Below are 19089 nucleotides of genomic sequence, written 5' to 3' on the forward strand. Positions count from 1 at the left end.
CCCTCGGAGCAGATTATTGAGACTGCCGCGTCACCTTTACGGTTAACGGTTCGACGCCGACCGATTCGACTCCGGCGATTTCTTTTCGCTTCAGATGGACCGGCAGGCGCATCGACGGAGCGACGATATTGGAAACGTCGACGAACGCCGTCAGTTCAAGATCTTCCAGCGTCAAGTCCTGCAAAACGCCGGCGGTTCCCTCGACATACACGGTCACCGTCGCCGGCTCAACGGCCCAGCGCGCATCAGCGGACGCTCCCGTCACCGAAACGGGGATCTCTTCATAGTCGCGGGTATCGTTCAGCGTTTTCACCTCCACGTTCACCGTCACGGCCGGAGAAGAAAGCAGCGACAGGCCGGCGGGGACCTCCGCGATCTTCGTCTGTATGGAAGCGCTCTTGGAAAGCCGCGCCAGGTTGATCGGCTCTGTATAAAGCTTGGCAACTTGAGCGAACGCTTCCGCCCTCCCTTCGACGAGAATGGCCTCGGGAACCGCTTTCGCGGAAAGGAGGCGAAGGCTTGGCGGCAGGGTGCCGCGAGTCCTCACTTCCACGGGGAGTTCTTTGCGCGGTATTCCCTGATAGTAGGTTGCGGACACGGTCACGTCGGCAGGCGAGAAATCCAGCGCCACCCCGCTGGGGGATCTGAGCGGGATGCGCCAGGCGCCGCCGCGGAAAAGTTCCTCCAACGTCGGCCGCACGGAAATTTCGTAGATCGAGGAAAGCTGATCTTCGCGTCCATGAGCCATCACCACGCCTGGATCCGCGGCGGCGCCGTCCATGACGTATCCTTCCGGCATGTTCTCCGGGGGCAGGATCTTGACCTTGAGCTCTTTGTCGATCATGCGCGCCAGCTCGATTTCGACGTCCTTGGGAACGATCTGCGCCACGTTCATACGAGACGGCGCTTTGAAATGAATGGGCACGGTATGACGCCCGGCGCTCAGATCTTTCAGATCGACTTCGGAGGTGAGCTGGGAGTTTTGCAGGACGTTCATCGCCCGACGCTCGCCGTTCAACGTGACGACAACCGTCCTCACGGAAGGGAAAAGCGCGAGGTCCGCGGGGGGGTTCAAAAAATCGAGGCGCACTTCATACGTCTTGGCAATTTCCTCGTTGCGATTGCCGACGACGTAGAACCACAAAACAAACGAGAGGATCAACGAAACAACAACCAGGAAACTTCTGGAAGAAAGCCAATCGTCAAGACGGACACGCTGATTCTTTTTCATCGCCAATCACCTAATCGTTGCCGCCAAAAGAGCGCAGCTCTTCCTTGAGACTTTCCAGAACGCCCTGCTGCTCCTGATCCTGCCCGGAAAAATAGTGGACAAGATATTTTTTCAGCTGTGACTCTTTCAAATTTCTCGAGATTCTTCCGCCGATCGCCAGCGAGATCTCGCCGCGTTCCTCGGAAACGATCAACGACACCGCGTCGGAGACTTCGGTCACGCCGATCGCGGCGCGATGCCGCGTTCCCAGCCAGCGGGACAGATCCGCATTTTCCGTGAGAGGCAGATAGCACCCGGCGGAAATGATCTGCTCCGTGTCGATGATCGTGGCCCCGTCATGAAGCGGGTTGTTCGGCCAGAAAATGGCGATGATCAGCTCTTGAGTGATATCCGCGTTGAGGAGCACGGCGTTCCGCCAGTAATCCTTCAGCCCCGTTCCCCTCTGCAGGACGATCAGCGCGCCGATTTTATGCGCGCAGCAATACATCAGCGCTTTGGAGACTTCGTCGGCGACGACTTCGGCCCGTTTCAACGCTTTGCTCCGCCGCCACATGCTGCCGCGGCCAAGCTCTTCGAGGATGCGACGCAGTTCGGGCTGAAAAATGATCGGCACGATGATGAGCAGCGCGCTGAATCCTTGGGTCAAGATCCATGAAAAAGTATCCAGATTGAGCCAGCGCGCGGCAAAAGAGAGAACAACAAGCAGGAAAAGGCCCTTGACCAGCTGTATCGCTCGTGTCCCGACCAGAAGACTGAGCGTCTTATAAATAATATAGGTTACCAGTGCTATATCGATGACATCCTGCCATCTGAAAAATTTCAGCACGCCTACGGACAAGAACAACACTCCTTTTCCGGCTCATTTTTGTGATATTTTTGGAAGAACCGCTAAATCATATCACACAACCCGTCGCAAAAACATCGCCCCTTCGCTCAAAATCACGCGCCGGTCCGTGCGCCGGTATTGACGACGCCCTTATAGACAAGTCCCGCTTTGGTGTCGACCGTCACAACCATTCCCGTCCGGAGCGACGCAACGGCCCCCTTGGCGCCGACGATGCAGGGCAACCCCAGCTCCAGAGAAACAATCGCCGCATGGCTGGTGAGACCGCCCTCTTCCGTCACCACGGCCGAGACTTTATCAAGATATTTGACGTAGTCTTTTGTCGTGCTGCCGGTGACCAGAACATCTCCATTCTGAATTCCCACCAGATCCTCGACCTTTTTGACGACGAGAACCCGTCCGGTGACGACGCCCGGCAGCACCGGCAGCCCTCTGGCCACAATCTGGCCGATCGTATAAACGCGCAGCATGTTCGTCGTCCCGGAAACGCCCAGCGGCATTCCGGCAGTGATCACAAGCATATCGCCCTCTTCGGCGTAGCCCCGCTGCACGACGGTCCGCACGGCGTCCTTGATCGTTTGCTCCTCGGTGCCCCCTTCCGGGCACATGACAGGGAAAACTCCCCAATACAGGCACATTTCCCGGCAGCTTTTTTCCGACGGCGTCACGGCCAGGATCGGACATTCCGGGCGGTATTTGCTGACCATGGTGGCGGTCGAACCGCTGCGCGTCAGCGACACGATCGCGCGCGCCCTCAATTTTCGCGCCAGTTCGACGGCCGCCATGCTCACGCCGTCGGGCACGCTGTCCTCCAGCGTCGGAACGGCAAAGGGCCTCTGCCAGCGAACGAGGCCTTCCTCCGCCCGGTGGACGATCCGCGCCATGGTCTCAACCGCGCGGACCGGATATTTTCCGGCCGCGGATTCACCGGACAGCATCACCGCGTCCGCGCCGTCGAGAACGGCGTTGGCGACGTCGTTCGCCTCCGCCCGCGTGGGACGCGGATTGCGGATCATCGAGTCCAGCATTTGCGTGGCCACGATCGTCAGCTTTCCCCGGCTGCGGCAAATGTCGATGATCTGTTTCTGAACCAAGGGCACGTCTTCCGTCGGGATCTCCACCCCTAAATCGCCGCGTGCCACCATCATGCCGTCGACGACGTCGGCGATCTCGTCGAGGCGCTCGACCGCTTTTCGGCTCTCGATTTTCGCGATCAGCTTGATGTCGCCGCCGGCTTCTTCGACGACACGGCGGACCGCCAAGACGTCGTCGCGATTCCGCACGAAGGAAACGGCAATAAAATCGACGTCGTTTTCCACGCCCCAGAGGATGTCGGCCTTATCCTTGTCGGAAAGCGTCGGCAGGCTGATCTCCGCATCGGGAACGTTGATCCCCTTTCGGTTCGACAGCAGGCCTCCGACGATCACCCTGCAGATAAGCACGTCGCCGCGGATCTCGACGATTTTAAGATGGATCGTGCCGTCGTCGATAAAAACGTCCTGCCCCACCGCACATTCGCGCGCCAGAGTCGGATGGCTCACGCCGACCCATTTGTCGCAGCCGCGGCTGCCGTCATCGGGACGCAGTTCAAAGAGCTGTCCCTGCTGCAGCGCGACCGGCTGATCGTTTTCGAGCAGCGTCGTGCGGATCTCCGGGCCTTTGGTGTCGAGCATGACCGCTACGGACGTTTTTTTCTCCGCGGCGACATCCCGCACCAAACGAAGCGCTTCCAGATGGCTCTCATGCGTTCCATGGCTGAAATTCAGCCGGGCCACGTTCATGCCGGCATCCACGATGCCGCCGAGAATTTCCCTGTTGAGGCTTGCAGGACCAAGGGTGCAGACGATTTTAACTTTATGCTCCATAGGCTGGCGTCTCCTCTCTGTCGCCGAGAAATGAAGCGCTGATCCGCGCTTCCCCTCTTCCAAAGAGCGAGGCAAGATCGTCCTCAAGCGCTCTGGACGAGGTCACTCTTACATTCGGCAGCGCGATGGCCGCGGTTTCGACGTCGTTATCGACCTTGAGAATAACCGTCTGCCTGCCGCGGTGTTCTTTCAGCAACGCCAGGAACCTTTTCTGCGGGATCTCCCGCAGAGCGTCCAGCGACAGGCAGATCTCCACATACTCGTGGTCTGACGCGTCATGTTCAAGCGGTTGAACGTCCGTCGCGATGATCGATCTTTCACCGCGGTCGTCCGGCCGCCCGGTGACAAGGTAAGGCTTGCCCTCGAACAACGTCGGCTTTATTTCAAGCCACGACTTTCCGTTGCGCGCTTTGGGGAAACAGATCACCTTGATCTCGTCCTCGCCGTCGTCGATGCTGAAGATTCCCATGGCGTCGCCCCGCTTCGTCATTTTTTCCTGCCATCCCGACAGAAGCCCCGCAAAGGTCGGCGTCGTGGTGTCGCTTTTCCAATAAGGAAGGTCGGCGATACGGGCGTTCGCCTTTTGCGCTGCTAGGGGGCGGAATCCATCGAAAGGGTGTCCCGAGATATACATGCCCAACGCTTCTTTTTCCATTTCCAGCTTTTCGGTCGCGTTCAGGTCGCCAACTTCGGCGAGCTCCGGCTGATCTTCGGACGTCATATCGCCGAAGAGCGACCCTTGATCGCCCTGCGAATCCCGCCTCGAAGCGACTTCGAACAGGTTGTCCAGCGACGTCAAAAGCTGCTTCCGGTTCGAGTTCAGGCTGTCGAAGGCGCCGGCCTTGATCAGGCTTTCGATGACGGCTTTGCCGACGCTGTGCTTGTCGACGCGAACGATGAAATCCCAAAAACCCTTAAAAGGGCCGCCTTCTTCTCTGGCTTTGAAAATCGAGCTCAAGGCCGCTTCCCCGACTTTTGTCACGCCGCCAAGCCCGAAGCGAATTTCATTCTTCGTCGCCGTAAAATCCGCATAAGACTGATTGATATCCGGCGCCAGAACGTCGATGCCCGAAGCGCGGACCTCGCGCACGTACCCGGCCATGACTTCCTTTTTCGCGCCGATCTTGCTGGACAGATACGCCGCCATAAACTCTTTGGGGTAATGTACTTTCAGCCATGCCGTCTGATAGGTGACGAGGGCATAAGCGGCACTGTGAGACTTGTTGAATCCGTAACCGGCGAATTTCTCGATAATATCGAAGATCTCCGCGGCCTTCTCGGCATCGATGCCGTTCTTGGCCGCGCCGTTGATGAAGATGCTGCGGTGCTCGTCCATGACGGATTTTTTCTTCTTGCCCATGGCGCGGCGCAGCAGATCTGCGCCTCCCAGCGTATAGCCCGCAAGCGTCGAAGCGCATTTCATGACCTGCTCCTGATAAAGCACGACCCCGTATGTTTCGTTGAGAACCGGTTCGAGCATCGGATGCAAGTAATGGACTTCTTCGCCGTGCTTGCAGTTTACGTACTGATCGACCATGCCGCTTTCCAGAGGGCCGGGACGATACAGCGCCAAAATGGCGACGAGATCGGCAAAGCGGTCGGGCCGCATCTTTTTGATCAGGCGGCGCATCCCCGACGATTCAAGCTGAAATATGCCCAACGTATCCGCGTTTTGCAGCAGCCGATAGACTTCGGGGTCGTCGAGCGGCAGACGGTTCAGATCGCCGAGCGTCGTGCCGTTGCGCTTGACGTTGGCAACCGCCTCTTCAAGGATCGACAACGTCTGCAGGCCGAGAAAATCCATTTTGACAAGGCCGAGACTGGCAACGGGATCCATGGAAAACTGGGTCGCGACCTGCCCTTCTTCGATCTGACGCACCGGAACGAGATCCGTCAATGGCTTGGGGGTGATGACCACTCCCGCCGCATGCTGAGAGCAGTGACGCGCCAGCCCTTCCATGCTGCTCGCGGAAGCCAGCAGCTTCGATATTTGCGGATCGCTCTTTTCAAGATCCTGCAGGTCCGGCGTCTGTTCCACGGCTTCCTTTATGCTCTTGGCGCCGTCAGGCACCAGATTGGCGACCTTGTTGACGTCCGCATAAGGCATTCCCATGGCGCGCCCGACATCCTTGATGGCCTGCTTGGATTTCATGCGGCCGAAAGTGATGATCTGCGAAACGTTTTCCACGCCATATTTATCAACCACGTACTTGATCAGCCGATCGCGCCCTTTGTCGGAAACGTCAGTATCGATGTCGGGCATGGAGACTCGTTCTGGATTGAGAAACCGTTCGAAAATCAGGCCAAACTTGAGCGGATCCAGTTCGGTGATCTTCATGGCGTAGGCCACCAGAGACCCGGCCGCAGAGCCGCGTCCGGGGCCGATCGGGATGCCGTGGGATTTGCAGGCGCCGATCACGTCCGCGATGATCAGAAAGTAGCCGGGAAATCTCATCTGCTTGATGATTCCCAACTCATAACTCAGACGATTTTCGTATTCATCGGGAATCGCTTCGACCCCAAGGCGCTCTTTCAAGCCTTCCCGCGCTTTCTTTCCAAGGTACGTGTCGAGCGTCATCCCTGCCGGGATTTCGAACTTGGGCAGTAAATAATCCCCGGTGTTCAGGGCAAAATCGAAGTTGCACCGCTCCGCGATCCGCAGCGTATTCTCCAGGGAGTCGGGAGCTTCGCTGCCGAAATACCCCCACATCTCCTGCGCGGATCTGAAATAGAAGTCATTCACCTTGAAGGACATGCGCCCAGGATCCGTGATGACCTTTTTCGTGCCGACGCACAGCAGCAGTTCGTGCCAGTCGTAATCGCCGCTGTCCAAATAATGGGCGTCGTTCGTCGCAATCAACGGGAAATTGCTCTTTCGCGCCATCTCGATGATCAGTTTGTTGACCGCCACCTGCTCAGGGAGTTGATTGGGCATGATCTCCAGAAAGAAATTCTCCGGCCCGAAAATATCACGGTACATCTGGGCGCGTTCCAGCGCCCCTTTTTCGTTCCCTTCAAGCAAAAAACGGGGAATTTCGCCGGCCAGACAGGCGGAAGAACAGATCAACCCCCTGCTGTATTGGGCCAGCAGCTGATGGTCAACGCGCGGCTTGTAGTAAAAACCTCTCGTATTGGCGATCGACACAAGTTTGATCAGGTTGTGATAGCCTTCATCGTTCTCGGCAAGCAGCAGGAGGTGGTTGTACTTTTTTTCTTTATTGTCGATGCCATCGGGGCTGACATACATTTCACAGCCGATGATCGGCTTGACGCCCGCGCTTTTGCACTGTTGATAAAATTCGACGGCTCCATACATCACGCCGTGATCGGTCATGGCCACCGCCGGCATTCCCCACTCGGCGCAGCGCTTGGCCAGGTCGGCGCAGCGTATGGCGCCATCGAGAAGGCTATATTCGGTATGTACGTGCAGATGAACAAAATTCTTCTCTGCGGGCATAAAGATCTCCTTTCATGTCATACAAACACGTTCGAACGCCCGGCTTTCCGCTTCTCAGGAATCATTCCCGTCGGGGGCGTCGTCGGTCTTTTCGTTGGGACGACAGTACAGCAGATCTCCATCCATGAAAGTTCCCCGCAGATACTCCGCAAGCGTACTGTTCCTCGAAGGAGAAGGGGCTGCTTTGTCGGGACGAGATTCTTTTTTCTCAAGACGCTCCGAAGCGGCCGTTTCCGCGTCATGGCGCAGAAAATCCGCATACGGCGAGTCCTTCCCGGGCTGATCCTCCGCGAGCGCCAGCTGCAGAGGCGCATTCTCGGGGACAGAACCCGCATCGAGATGATCGAAACGCTCGACGCGGCTTCCACATTGGAGTTTTATGGACTGAATCGCCAGATCGTCCAGCCGCAGGACCGACTGAGCCGCTTTGGCCATGCGCTCGCTGTTCAGCGTCTCGTATGCCTGAACGTCGTCTTCGTTCAGGAGGACGCCCAATTCCCGTCTCTCCCGGTCATACACGATATCCGCAAGACATAACGGCACCGCGACGTTGGGGTGTTTTTCCACGGCGGAAAGAAGAGCGTCTTTCACGTTATTGTGAAGAGGGACCGGACTGCCGATGCTCTCCGCAGGAGGGGCCTCCGCCGCAGAAGGGGAACCGCCGCTCTCCGCGTCGGCGGCTTTTTCGCAAGACGGTATCCCTGTTTCAGGGGCGGTCTGGATCTTCTGCGCCACCGAGGCCGCGCTCTCCGACGGACCGTTCCGTGCCGGAGCGAACGCGGGAACGACCGTATCGCGCGCGTCGCTTCGAAGCCGCGCCGCGCGTCCCCCAGAAGAGACCGCCGTCGCCGACGAGACAGTCTTTCCATCCGGCGGCACTTCAGAGGCGGCGCTCTTCAGAGTCCAGCTGACCAACAGCCCGCACAGAACATCGATCGAAAGTCCGCGTCGGACCTGAGGCAAGAGAGAAGCAATCCGCGCCATTAATTCTTCAAGGTGCGGCAAAGGCAGAAAATCTTTCTCCTGCGCCAGCCACTGACGCTCTTCTTCCGAAAGCGCCAAGGCGCGCAGGATCTTCTCGCCCCAGCGCTTTTGCAGCCACAAATTCCGTACGCACACAAACAGCACCGACAGGAAGCGTTCAGGCTCCGCGCCCGAACGGAAGAGTCCTTCCAAAACGGGGAGCGAATTCTCCGGCGCTGCATGACTGCCGGACAGCCATTGACGGATCGAGGACGAACTGCCGCCCCCCAAAAGTTTATCCACCGTCTCCCGCGTCACGCTGCCGGAGCCTAAAGCGATCGCCTGCTCCATCAGGGACAGCGCATCGCGCATGCCGCCTTCCGAATTACGGGCGATCTCCCACAGCGCTTCATCCCGGGCATCGAGATTCTCCGCTTCCGCAACCTGCTGCAAACGATTGACGATCTGTTCCAACGTCATGCCGTGGAACGGAATATGCTGACAGCGGGAACGGATCGTCACGGGCACTTTGTGAGGGGCCGTCGTTGCCAGAACGAATATCACGCGTTCAGGGGGTTCTTCGAGCGTCTTCAGAAGCGCGTTGAAAGCGCTGATCGACAGCATGTGGACTTCGTCGATGATGTAAACTTTATACGGGCAAGTAAACGACGCCAGAGCGACGTGTTCTTTGAGATTGCGAATCTCGTCGACGCTGTTGTTGGAAGCGCCGTCTATCTCAATGACGTCAAGACAGCTCCCCTCGCGGATGGCCCGGCACGTTTCGCATTCATTGCAAGGCTCGGCCCCCGTTCTGTGCGGGCAGTTTGCCGCCTTTGCAAAGAGACGCGCCACGGTGGTTTTTCCACAGCCTCTCGGGCCGGAAAAAAGATAGGCATGACCTATCGCGCCGCTTTCGATAGCGCGTGTGATCACGCCGATTGCCGCGGACTGGCCGACGACGTCGGAGAACTTTTGCGGTCTGTACCGCCGATAGAGGGATATATACACTTTCCTACCTCCAGAATGGGCCACGTTATATGAGTACTTTACAAGACATCTGTACGATCGCTCCCCATTCGCCTTACAGATTGTAATTCGCCATCGGATGCTTCTTTCTCGCTTCCGTCAAGGCCTTTACGAGCTGTAAACGAACGTGCCCCAAAGAATCTGCTCCTTCGGGCAAGGGTTCCCGTAAAACGCAGCTCACCCCGATATAGACCGCCGACGGACGGCCGCCAGCCTCGTCGACGCGAATATCATAGACGGGGGTCTCCATTTGCAGAGCCCGCCGCAGAACCATCCGCGCCTCCTCAAAGAGCTGCCTGGATTCGGAAGAGGCCGGGGCCTGCACGATCACCGTATCGTCGACTCTCAGCACAAGCCTGTTCTCCTCCTCGCTGAGCCGAGGGATCAGCAGTTTGAGGACGTTTTTGCGCTGAATTCTATGCCCTCTGCTTTCGACAGCGCCGGCGATGTAACGGGTACGTTCTGAGATCTTGGGGTGGTCGCGATAAACGCCGGGATCGACCCAGGGCTGCTTCAACTCTTCCGCGGCAAGACTTTCCATGACCGTGACGCCGGCGGACAGGTCATATCCCGCATTTTCGGAGATGGTCACCGCGCCGAGGTCAGCTTCCTGTTCAAGATCCCGGCTGTAAGCGTTCGAAACGGCAACGGCCGCCACATTGGAAAGGACCATCGCGGCGCCCGCCCCCCGCGAAGCGACGGCGATCGCCAGAGCCGCAAGCGAGAGCTTCTGGTTTCGCTCCATTTGGATGATCCCATGTTTCCCGTCGGCATGACTCAACTCATGAGCCATGACGAAAGCGAGCTCTGCATCGGACCTGACGAAATCTATCAGCCCCGTCGTGACATAGATATTGCCGCCGGGGATACAGAACGCATTCGGCGATTTTTCTTTCACGACATGGACGTTGTATGGAAGCGGGCGTTTCACCCAGGGCGTCAAACGATTAAAAATGCCTCTCACGCGAGCCGTCACAAGAGGATCTTCGACAAATTCCATGTTTTTGGCAATCTCTTCGGCAACCCGCGCGCCAATGGCAACTTCCCGCTTCACGGAAGCTTCGATCCCCGACTCCTTTTTCTTGCGCGCAGAGGCCGGCTCCGTGCAGCCGCAGACAAGCAGGCCGCACAGCAAAAAAACGAATATGCAGAAACGTTGGCTTTTTCTGTGGCTGAACACGGATCATCCCTCTTTTCTTTCAGACAGAGTTCTCCATGCCGGTCTCCGCAGGAGCTCCCCACGGGAGGATTTGCTTCGCTTCGAAACCCTGCGCCGCCGATGTCTTTAATCGATGCTGAGCCTTAATCCAGCTTTTCCAGCATCACTTTATCAAGATACGACTCTATCGACACGCGCCCTTTCACGTTTCTGTCCACGTGGGTAGAGCTCTCAATCGCGCAAGCCATGGAGAAGCGAATCGAATCTTCCGTATCCATCCCTTCGGCATCCGCGATCACCATCCCGGTGACGAGAGCATCCCGCGCTGTAAACAGAAAGGCCTGGGTCTTGTCCCGCGTCATCTTCGCGAGATACGTTCCATGAGAAGTGGCAAAGACATCGCCGTAAACCTGATACGAGACCACGCCCCAGGGGATCCCCATCTCATGCACTTTGTGCGCGGCCTCGACGTAAGCCTCAAGAGAGTCCACCGGCCGGCCGGCCAGATGCTCGATCTGCGTATCGGGAACTTTCGCCATGCGGGGCTGCGTCTCCAGAGCCATCAGAAACGGAGAACCATAGGCGTCAATGTACACCGGCAAGCCCGCTTCCTTGGCCATCAGCGAAAGTTCCTTGTAGGTTTCTTTCGGCATTCCCGCCGGGAGGGAGCCGCCGATAACGACCGCTGACGCTCTGTTGATCATGCGCTTGTAATTCATGAGAAACCTTTTGCGCGCCTCGTCGTCGACCAGAGGGCCTTTTTCGTAAATGCTCGTCCCCTCATCGGGATTTTTCAGGGAAAGATAAACATTCGTACGCGTCTCTCCCTGGATATGCACAAAGTTCGTCGTTACATTTGCCCGGCGCAGCGCGTCGCGAATGTATTCGCCGTTGAAACCGGCCAGGAACCCCATTGCCACGGCACTGTAACCCAATTGCGTCAGCATCAGAGCAACGTTGATGCCTCGCCCCCCCGGCATCCTGAGGGTAGAATTCGCCCGCGACCAGCTGCCTAAAACAATCTCGTCAAGCAGATATTCTTCATCCACCGAAGGGTTCAGCGTTACAGTCACTATCATCGTAATTCCTCCATTTGAGAAAGCCACGTCAAAAATTTTTATACAGGGGATCCATTCTGATTCTCAGCCAAAAGGTTGAATCGCAGCCGCACAGCAAGCTCTCCAGAGCGCGCAGCAATCGAATACGCTTGGGCGGCCGGATTCTCTCGGGATGTCGTCGGTTCGCCGTGAGTCCGTCCCATTAAGAACCGGCATCAATCACAGACAAGGAGAAACGATCTCTTCGGAAAAACACTCCATGCTAAATCATACCACGTTTTATAGGCACTGAAATAGTTTTACAGTTTTCTTCAACATGACAATTTCTTTCACGAAAAAATCGACACATGACAGGCAAAAGCCTGGCGACAAAAAGGCAAAAGAGCACTGCGAATCGAACAAAAGAGCCTGTCTCTTCTCTCGTTTTTTACGAGTTTCGAGACAGGCTCATATCGTTCCCTTGTTTTCTTTTCTATGCCACTAAGAGTACAATAAAACCAGCTTCAGAAAAAGGAGTTGAAAACAACGGGAAGCGAAGCGGGGAGACATTTAAAGAATGCGCTTCCTCCATGTGGATTGAATGGCAGGCTCGCCGTGACAAACAACGGTATCAACTTATCACAAAGGAGCGGATCGAAGATGCGCGTATATTGTCTTGGAGACAGCATGACCTACGGCTTCGGGGTCTCCCGCCGCGAAGCCTGGCCTGCCCTTGTCGGCGCGGCGACCGGTCATGAGATGATCAACGGAGGGGTCAACGGCGACACTACGTCGGGCATGCTTGCGAGGTTTTGCGTCGACGTTCCCCGGATCAAGCCGGACGTCGCGATCCTTATGGGAGGCTGCAACGACATTTTTCTGACGGGAAGCGACAGTACGGCACGGTGCAATATGGGGTCGTTGGTCCAGCAGGCATTATCCCGCGCGATTACCCCCGTAATCGGCTTTCCTGTTCCTTTCGAGCCCAGCTTGGTACGGGACGACTGGTCTCTTCTGACGGATTTCCGCTCGGCAGCAGAGATCCTGCGCCAGTATGTCGTATGGCTGCGTCGTTATGCCGAAGTTTTTCGGGTCCCGTTCGTGGATTTCTGGGGGTTGTTCGCGCAAATGCCAGATCCTCGGAGAACTTCATTCTACCTCGATGGCCTCCATCTGACCGCCCAAGGACATAAAATGATGGCCCATCTGATGGCCGAGGAGCTGAAAAAACTGGTCTGACTTTCGCCGCTGCCGTCTCGCCAGGTCATTCAGAGAGAAAAGCCCGAAGCTGAGAGGGAGCCACGCCGATAAAGCTGCCTTTGAGGAGCTCGTCGGGCAGAATCTTCTCAAGCCCCTCAAAAGGATAGGGACGCCCTCGTAAAAGCAGCTCAATCTTTTCCGTGCCAAGATAGCTGAAAAAGTCGCCGTAAAAACGGCAGTTCTCCACGACGCCGTCCATCACCGACAGACAGAACTGCACGGTTCCGCCGGGAAAACGCCGTTTGTCCATAAAATCGAACTCCGGAGAAGCCCCCCAGTTCCAGTCCCAACGGGAGTATTTTTGAGCGAAAAGTTCTTCCGCTTTCTCTGCTTCGTCGTTCGAAGGCGTTCTGACCGTTTCAGCCCGATAAAAGGAGATCAGCTCGTCGGCAAAGCCTGATTGAAATTCTTCCATGGCAACGGGATTTTTCAGACAGGGCAAAAGGTTCGTCACGCGGCTGCGTACGGATTTCAAGCCCTTGGACCGAAATTTTTCAGGATCCACCCTCAAGGAGTCCGCGACGTCCTCCAGCCTAGAATCAAAGAGGATCGTGCCGTGATGGAGCATCACGCCGCCGCCTGAATGCTGCGCCACGCCGGAGAATTTGCGTCCCTCGAGGGTCACGTCATTTCGGCCCGTACGCTCTGCCCTGACTCCCAGCGACGCAAGATAATCAAGCAGAGGTATCGAAAAAGAGTGGACGTCCAGTATGGCCGCGTCTTCGGTGGGAAGAATGACCGTGTAATTGAGGTTTCCCCGATCGTGGTAAACGGCTCCGCCGCCCGTAATACGGCGTACCACGAAGACATTCCGTTCCTGGGTGAATTTCCGGTTCACCTCTTCGGCCGTATTTTGAAAACGCCCCACCACCACCGTGGGATCGTTGCTCCAGAGCATCAGAAAACCTTCCTTGTCGCTCTGCGCCTTCAGAAAAAGGCTTTCCTCCAAGGCCAGATTGTACCGGGGATCGTGATTGTCGTTCAATATATAGGTGAAATTCATCGTCCTACCCGCTCCTGTCTTTAAGCGTCGTCCGCAGTCCGTGATCCCTCGTAAAAACGCAGAGACTCCGTAAGCTGCCAAGTTCAGCCTCTAAGCCATTCACACTCATTCACAACAGAAATTCTCCGAGGAAAAGTCAAGGTCAAGCCACTAAGCGAGTTACGCAGACCGCACAGCGGTCGAGCATGTCCAAGCGAGTGGACTCCCTCGGGGGGCGAAACAATTCGTTTGTCGTTTTCTATTAACTATTTCCTGATCAAAAAGCCGAACGTGAGGGCGCTGCGGGGGAGATTCACAAAGCGAGCTGCGCAGACTGCGCAGCAGTCGAGTATGTTCAAGCGACTGAACTCCCCCGTAGCGCCCAGAGAACTATGTTAATACTTTCTATCAAAAAATAGTATAAGAAACAGCGTGAATCCATCTTATGGGAAGCGCTGCATCAATCAAGACAAGAGAGGATGGTCGTCGCACGAATCACCCTCTCTTGCTGAATGCATCCTCAAATTGTCTATGCCTGTGGCGGCAAGTGTATGGCTCTGCCTTGCAGATCCAGCGCCGCTTCGGCGAGCGCTTCGCCCACCGTGGGATGGGCGTGAACGGTAGAAATGATCTCGTCCGCAGTCGCCTCAAGTCTGAGCGCCAGGGCACCTTCGACGATCAGATCCGTAGCATGGGGGCCGACGATGTGAACGCCGAGGATTTCGCCATATTTCTCATCGGCGATGATCTTGACCATGCCATCGGTTTCGTTCATGATCAGACTTTTGCCGTTCCCTATCAGGGGGAACCTCCCGACTTTGATCTTGCGTCCCGTTTCAACAGCAGCCTTCTCGGTCATGCCCACCCAGGCCATTTCAGGAAGAGTATAGACGCAGGATGGGACGGTCTTATAGTTCATATCACAGGAGCCCCCCATGATATTTTCCGCCGCGACCTCCCCCTCCGCGGAAGCCACATGCGCCAGCATGATGGGCGAGCAGCAGTCGCCGATGGCGTAAATGTTCCTGACGGAAGTTTCCATCCTTTTATTGACGACGATGCGGCCGCGCTCGGCCTTCACTCCCGCGGCGTCAAGGTTCAAAGCCGCCGTATCGGCGCGTCTGCCGATGGAAAGGAGAACCTTGTCGGAGCTGAACCTCAGCTCTCTGCCCTGAGGATCGAGCACATGAGTCACCACGCCGCCCGAAACGGAGTCAAAACCGGTCACCTTGCAGCTCGTATGGATTTTCACCCCAAGGGCTTCCATACGCTTGCGGACGATGGCTCCCATTTCCTCGTCGGCGGGCGGAAGGATCGCCGGCATCATCTCGACGACGGTCACATCCACGCCCAGAGTCGCATACAAGCAGGCGAACTCCATGCCGATCACGCCTCCGCCCACGATAAGGAGCTTTTCGGGCAGTTTCGCGAAGGAAAGAGCTTCGGTACTCGTCACGATGCCATCCGACGTGATTCCCGGGATTGGAGGAATCACGGGAGCCGAGCCGGCGGCAATCACAAAGGCATCGGCCTTGATGGTCCTGCCCGACACCTCGACGGCAGAGGGAGAGAGAAAATGAGCCTCGCCGGATACGACGGCAACTTTATTGGCGGTCAGAAGCCCTGACACCCCGCCCACAAGCTGCTCGACGACCGCGTTTTTTCGACCCTGAACAGCGTCCCAGTCCACGCGAAGGTCGCTGCAGAGGACGCCGAAATCCGCCCCGTGTCTCATCTCGCCGTACAGCTCGGCCGACTTGACGAGAGCCTTGGTTGGAATGCACCCCACGTTGAGACAGGTACCGCCCACGCTCTCCCTCTCCACGAGCGTGACGTCGGCCCCCAGCTGTGCCAAGCGGATGGCGCAGACATAGCCACCGGGGCCCCCGCCGATGACGACGACTTTTTTCTTGCCAACAGAAGACGCTGCAGAGGACACCGCAACCGGAGCCACGGGCGCCTCTTTCCCGTCAGAACCCCGCGGCGGCACGGACTTCGAAGAGACGATCTCGCTGGCCTCGCCGACAAGTGCGACTTCGCCGCCCACTGCAATGCTGCAGTTCTCGGGCACCTCAATTTTAAGAAGCACCCCGGAGACCTCCGACTGATACTCATAGGTCAGCTTATCGGTGGACACGACGAAAAGAACTTCGCCGACGGCAACAGCGTCGCCTTCAGCCTTGTTCCATTTTGAAATGGTGCCTTCGGTCATCGTCAGGCCCAGCTTAGGCATGGTGATGGATTGAGCCATTTATCTTTATCCTTCTTTCGCAATATCTGAAATACAAGAGGAGGGGCCAAAAATTCTCGCAGAGCTTTTTCAGAGCAGCATCAGGTAAGGGTTTTCCAGAAGCTCTTTCAACCTCTGCAGAAACTTTGCCGCATCGGCGCCGTCCACAGAACGGTGATCGGCAGTCAGGCAGAAGGTGCTCATCGGGCGGATCACGATCTGTCCATTCCGTACCACGGCGCGGTCTTCAATCATGGTTACGCCAAGAATGCAGGATTCAGGCGGGTTGATGATGGGTGTAAAGTGCTTGATGCCGAACATGCCCAGGCTGGAAATCGTAAAGGTGCCGCCGGACATGTCGTCGGGCATCAAACTGCCGCTGCGGGCCTTTTCCACAAGCGCTGCACTCTCGCCTGAAATTTCTGCCAGTCCCTTGACCTGCACGTTCTTGACGTTGGGAACTATCAAGCCACCGTCCACCGCCACAGCAAGACCGATATTGACGAAGCTGTGCATGATATAACGCTTGTGCTCCATGTCGGTCGAGCAGTTGCACATGGGCATCTCCACGAGGATCTGAGCGCAGGCCTTCATGATAATGTCGTTGAAGGAGATTTTGGCGCCGTCGTTCTTCAACGCATTGCGCATTGCCTTGAGAGCAGTGCAGTCCACCTCAGTCTGGTAATTGACCGAGGGAATCGCAGCGGCGCTTTCGGTCATACGCTCCGAGATAATCTGGCGCATTTTCGTCATGGGTCTTGCGTCCGCGTCGTTCTCACAGAGTTTCACAGCCTCTGAGACTTTGGTGGCAGAAGCTGCGGGAACGACCCCAGCGGCTTTCATGACATCGCCGCTCATAACGCGACGACGGCCGAGCCCCAAATCAGCCATGTCCACGCCAAGCTCCGCAGCCATCTTCGCAGCGAGCGGCGATGACTTGACCTTATTCGCGGCAAGCCATGCTTCCACGTCGGCCATGTGGATCATAGGCGGCTCTCCGTGACCGGCAACAGCGGAAAGATCCACCTTTCTCTCTTTCGCCAGACTCCGCGCTTTAGGCGTCGCATTGACGGTACGGGCATCCGCATAGGCCTTGGCGTCCGAGAGGTGAACCATGGGAGGTTCGCCGTGTCCCACGATTAGTGAAACATCGATACCACGGGCTTTCGCAAAGGCGCGAGCCTTGGGCGAAACGTTAACAGCGCTCTCCTGCAGCGGCGATACCGTCGCGGCGGGTAACGTTACGCTGGCTTCCGGGACTTTGGCGGAAACGACCTTCGCCGCGGGAGCGGCCTCGGCCGATTCGCCGACTCCTCCTACAATGCCCACTTCGCCGCCGACGGCAACTGTTCCCTCTTCGGGCACGACGATCTTCAGCAGCGTCCCGTTTACCTCCGCCCGATACTCGTAGGTCAGCTTGTCGGTAGAAACGACGAACAGGGAGTCTCCCGTCGCAACTGAATCTCCTTCTTTCTTCAACCATTTCGAAATCGTTCCTTCAGTCATCGTCAGACCGAGTTTGGGCATTGTAATAAAAGTTGCCATGAATCAATTCCCTCTTTCCCTATAATAAAGAATCCGATGCCAAGATGCCTCCTGTTCAAACACTCCGGCTCACCGACCAAGTGTCCAGAAAAGTTTGCTCTTGCCTTCTCCATCCACGCAGCCAAAGCATCGCTGCAACTCTCCCATCCGAACGGATAGGAGAAGGCCGAAGAAACCTACAGCATACCCATCCAATGAGGAAGGGCCGTCGTAATCGAGGGAAACAACGTGATCAGCAACAGCGCAATCAAAGCAGCAAAAAGCTGAGGGAGGACGTCTGGGACTATATCTTCAATCGACAGGTTGCTGATGCGAGCCCCAACATAGAGATTGACTGCTACAGGAGGCGTGACCTGCCCGATTGCCAAGTTGACGGTCATCATGACGCCGAACCAGATGGGATCCCACTGAAAATGAGCGATAATGGGCATCAGAATGGGCAGAAAGATGTAGCAGATCGAAATAGCATCGAGAAGCATGCCCGCAAAAAGCAAGATCACGTTGATCATGAGCAGGATAATGACGGGGCTGTCAGAAACAGACAGCAGGACCGCCGCAATTTTATCGATCAGGCCGATAGTGGCTCCAATCCAGCCGTAAAGCCCGGCGCAGGTGACCACGAGCATGACTACGGCGGTCGAGACTACCGTGTCGACGAGAATATCGTAGAACATCTTCCATGACATGGTGCGGTAGACCACCATGCCGACAAACAGGCCGTAGAACACGGCCACAGCTGCGGCTTCGGTCGGAGTGAAAATTCCACCGTACACTCCGCCGAGGATAATCACGGGAGTAATAAGTCCCCACAAGGCATCCACGAAGGCCTTCCACACCTCCCTGGAAGCCCCCCGGGGAGCGCCGCGGTAGCCGCGTTTTACCGATACGAGATAAACGAGAACGCACAGACATCCGGCAACCACCAACCCGGGGAACACGCCGGCAGCAAACAGCGTGCCGATGGACTGCTCCATGATATCCCCGTAGACGATGAAGCAAATACTCGGAGGGATGATGATGGCGAGCCCCGCTGCGACCGACACTACGGCCGTCGCAAAAGGTTTGTCGTATCCGGCGTTGACCATGCCGGGGATAAGGATAAGTCCCAGGGCGGCTACCGTAGCAGGCCCCGATCCCGAAACGGCCCCCCAAAAAGCGGCGACGAGAACGGTCGCCACTGCAAGTCCGCCGGGCATGTCGCCCACAAGCTGCTTAATCAGGGCGATCAGGCGTTCCGCGATCCCCACCTTCTCCATAATGACGCCAGCCATGACGAAGAAAGGGATTGCGAGCAGAGGGAACTTGGCAATGCCTGAAAAGTAGCTGTAGGAAAGCATCTGGTAACCCATATCCCAACCAATGGCGACGACGATGGCCGTCATGCCCAAGGAAATGGCGATAGGCACGCCGAGAAGCAGGGGGATGAAGAAAAGGATGACAGTCCAGAGCGCCGAATCCGAAAAGAATTCGCTCATAAGAATCGCCCCTTT

12 protein-coding genes are annotated in these 19089 nt (G+C 56.7%); 1 reads left to right on the forward strand and 11 read right to left on the reverse strand.

Annotated features, from left to right (window positions below; all coding sequences use genetic code 11):
• Positions 1–13: 13 nt before the first annotated feature.
• From B0D78_RS01070 to B0D78_RS01100, 7 genes are all read right to left on the reverse strand, one after another.
• Complete coding sequence (locus B0D78_RS01070) at positions 14–1231, reverse strand: CdaR family protein (RefSeq protein WP_143521666.1); 1218 nt, start codon at positions 1229–1231, stop codon at positions 14–16.
• 10 nt (positions 1232–1241) lie between these two features.
• Positions 1242–2069, reverse strand: coding sequence for a diadenylate cyclase CdaA (gene cdaA, locus B0D78_RS01075; protein ID WP_078015138.1), 828 nt, complete (start codon positions 2067–2069; stop codon positions 1242–1244).
• 101 nt (positions 2070–2170) lie between these two features.
• The gene (gene pyk, locus B0D78_RS01080) at positions 2171–3940 is read right to left on the reverse strand and encodes a pyruvate kinase (RefSeq protein WP_078015139.1); all 1770 of its coding nucleotides are present in this window, start codon (positions 3938–3940) and stop codon (positions 2171–2173) included.
• Positions 3930–7397, reverse strand: coding sequence for a DNA polymerase III subunit alpha (gene dnaE, locus B0D78_RS01085; protein WP_078015140.1), 3468 nt, complete (start codon positions 7395–7397; stop codon positions 3930–3932). Before dnaE ends, pyk begins: the two co-directional genes overlap by 11 nt.
• Positions 7398–7451: 54 nt before the next feature.
• Complete coding sequence (gene dnaX / locus B0D78_RS01090) at positions 7452–9368, reverse strand: DNA polymerase III subunit gamma/tau (protein ID WP_078015141.1); 1917 nt, start codon at positions 9366–9368, stop codon at positions 7452–7454.
• A 73-nt stretch (positions 9369–9441) separates the two neighbouring features.
• Positions 9442–10386: a M48 family metallopeptidase gene (locus B0D78_RS01095; RefSeq protein ID WP_240496083.1), complete on the reverse strand. Its 945-nt coding sequence runs from the start codon at positions 10384–10386 to the stop codon at positions 9442–9444.
• A gap of 302 nt (positions 10387–10688) precedes the next feature.
• Positions 10689–11651, reverse strand: coding sequence for a 1-phosphofructokinase family hexose kinase (locus B0D78_RS01100; protein WP_240496076.1), 963 nt, complete (start codon positions 11649–11651; stop codon positions 10689–10691).
• Positions 11652–12242: 591 nt separating this feature from the next.
• Here B0D78_RS01100 and B0D78_RS01105 point away from each other — a divergent pair.
• Positions 12243–12821, forward strand: coding sequence for a GDSL-type esterase/lipase family protein (locus B0D78_RS01105; protein ID WP_078015144.1), 579 nt, complete (start codon positions 12243–12245; stop codon positions 12819–12821).
• A gap of 25 nt (positions 12822–12846) precedes the next feature.
• Here the strand turns inward: B0D78_RS01105 and B0D78_RS01110 are convergent, their stop codons facing one another.
• The 4 genes from B0D78_RS01110 to B0D78_RS01125 form a co-directional block, all read right to left on the reverse strand.
• On the reverse strand, positions 12847–13845 hold the full coding sequence (locus B0D78_RS01110) for a lipoate--protein ligase (protein WP_078015145.1): 999 nt from the start codon (positions 13843–13845) through the stop codon (positions 12847–12849).
• A 508-nt stretch (positions 13846–14353) separates the two neighbouring features.
• A complete protein-coding gene (gene lpdA, locus B0D78_RS01115; RefSeq protein ID WP_078015146.1) occupies positions 14354–16075 on the reverse strand; it encodes a dihydrolipoyl dehydrogenase in 1722 nt (573 codons plus the stop codon).
• 69 nt (positions 16076–16144) lie between these two features.
• Positions 16145–17599: a 2-oxo acid dehydrogenase subunit E2 gene (locus B0D78_RS01120; protein ID WP_078015147.1), complete on the reverse strand. Its 1455-nt coding sequence runs from the start codon at positions 17597–17599 to the stop codon at positions 16145–16147.
• A 176-nt stretch (positions 17600–17775) separates the two neighbouring features.
• Positions 17776–19074 carry a TRAP transporter large permease gene (locus tag B0D78_RS01125; protein ID WP_078015148.1) on the reverse strand — a complete coding sequence of 433 codons (1299 nt, stop codon included), beginning with the start codon at positions 19072–19074 and terminating at the stop codon, positions 17776–17778.
• Positions 19075–19089 lie beyond the last annotated feature (15 nt).

The sequence above is a fragment of the Pyramidobacter sp. C12-8 genome, assembly GCF_002007215.1.
In the GTDB taxonomy this organism is placed as follows: domain Bacteria; phylum Synergistota; class Synergistia; order Synergistales; family Dethiosulfovibrionaceae; genus Pyramidobacter.

What these genes read in the sequence shown, in the direction of transcription:
- B0D78_RS01070 (WP_143521666.1), bottom strand. Translation starts at nt 1,231, where the DNA reads ATGAAAAAGAATCAGCGTGTCCGTCTTGACGATTGGCTTTCTTCCAGA.
- pyk (WP_078015139.1), bottom strand. Translation starts at nt 3,940, where the DNA reads ATGGAGCATAAAGTTAAAATCGTCTGCACCCTTGGTCCTGCAAGCCTC.
- dnaE (WP_078015140.1), bottom strand. Translation starts at nt 7,397, where the DNA reads ATGCCCGCAGAGAAGAATTTTGTTCATCTGCACGTACATACCGAATAT.
- B0D78_RS01095 (WP_240496083.1), bottom strand. Translation starts at nt 10,386, where the DNA reads ATGGAATTTGTCGAAGATCCTCTTGTGACGGCTCGCGTGAGAGGCATT.
- B0D78_RS01105 (WP_078015144.1), top strand. Translation starts at nt 12,243, where the DNA reads ATGCGCGTATATTGTCTTGGAGACAGCATGACCTACGGCTTCGGGGTC.
- B0D78_RS01110 (WP_078015145.1), bottom strand. Translation starts at nt 13,845, where the DNA reads ATGAATTTCACCTATATATTGAACGACAATCACGATCCCCGGTACAAT.
- lpdA (WP_078015146.1), bottom strand. Translation starts at nt 16,075, where the DNA reads ATGGCTCAATCCATCACCATGCCTAAGCTGGGCCTGACGATGACCGAA.
- B0D78_RS01120 (WP_078015147.1), bottom strand. Translation starts at nt 17,599, where the DNA reads ATGGCAACTTTTATTACAATGCCCAAACTCGGTCTGACGATGACTGAA.
- B0D78_RS01125 (WP_078015148.1), bottom strand. Translation starts at nt 19,074, where the DNA reads ATGAGCGAATTCTTTTCGGATTCGGCGCTCTGGACTGTCATCCTTTTC.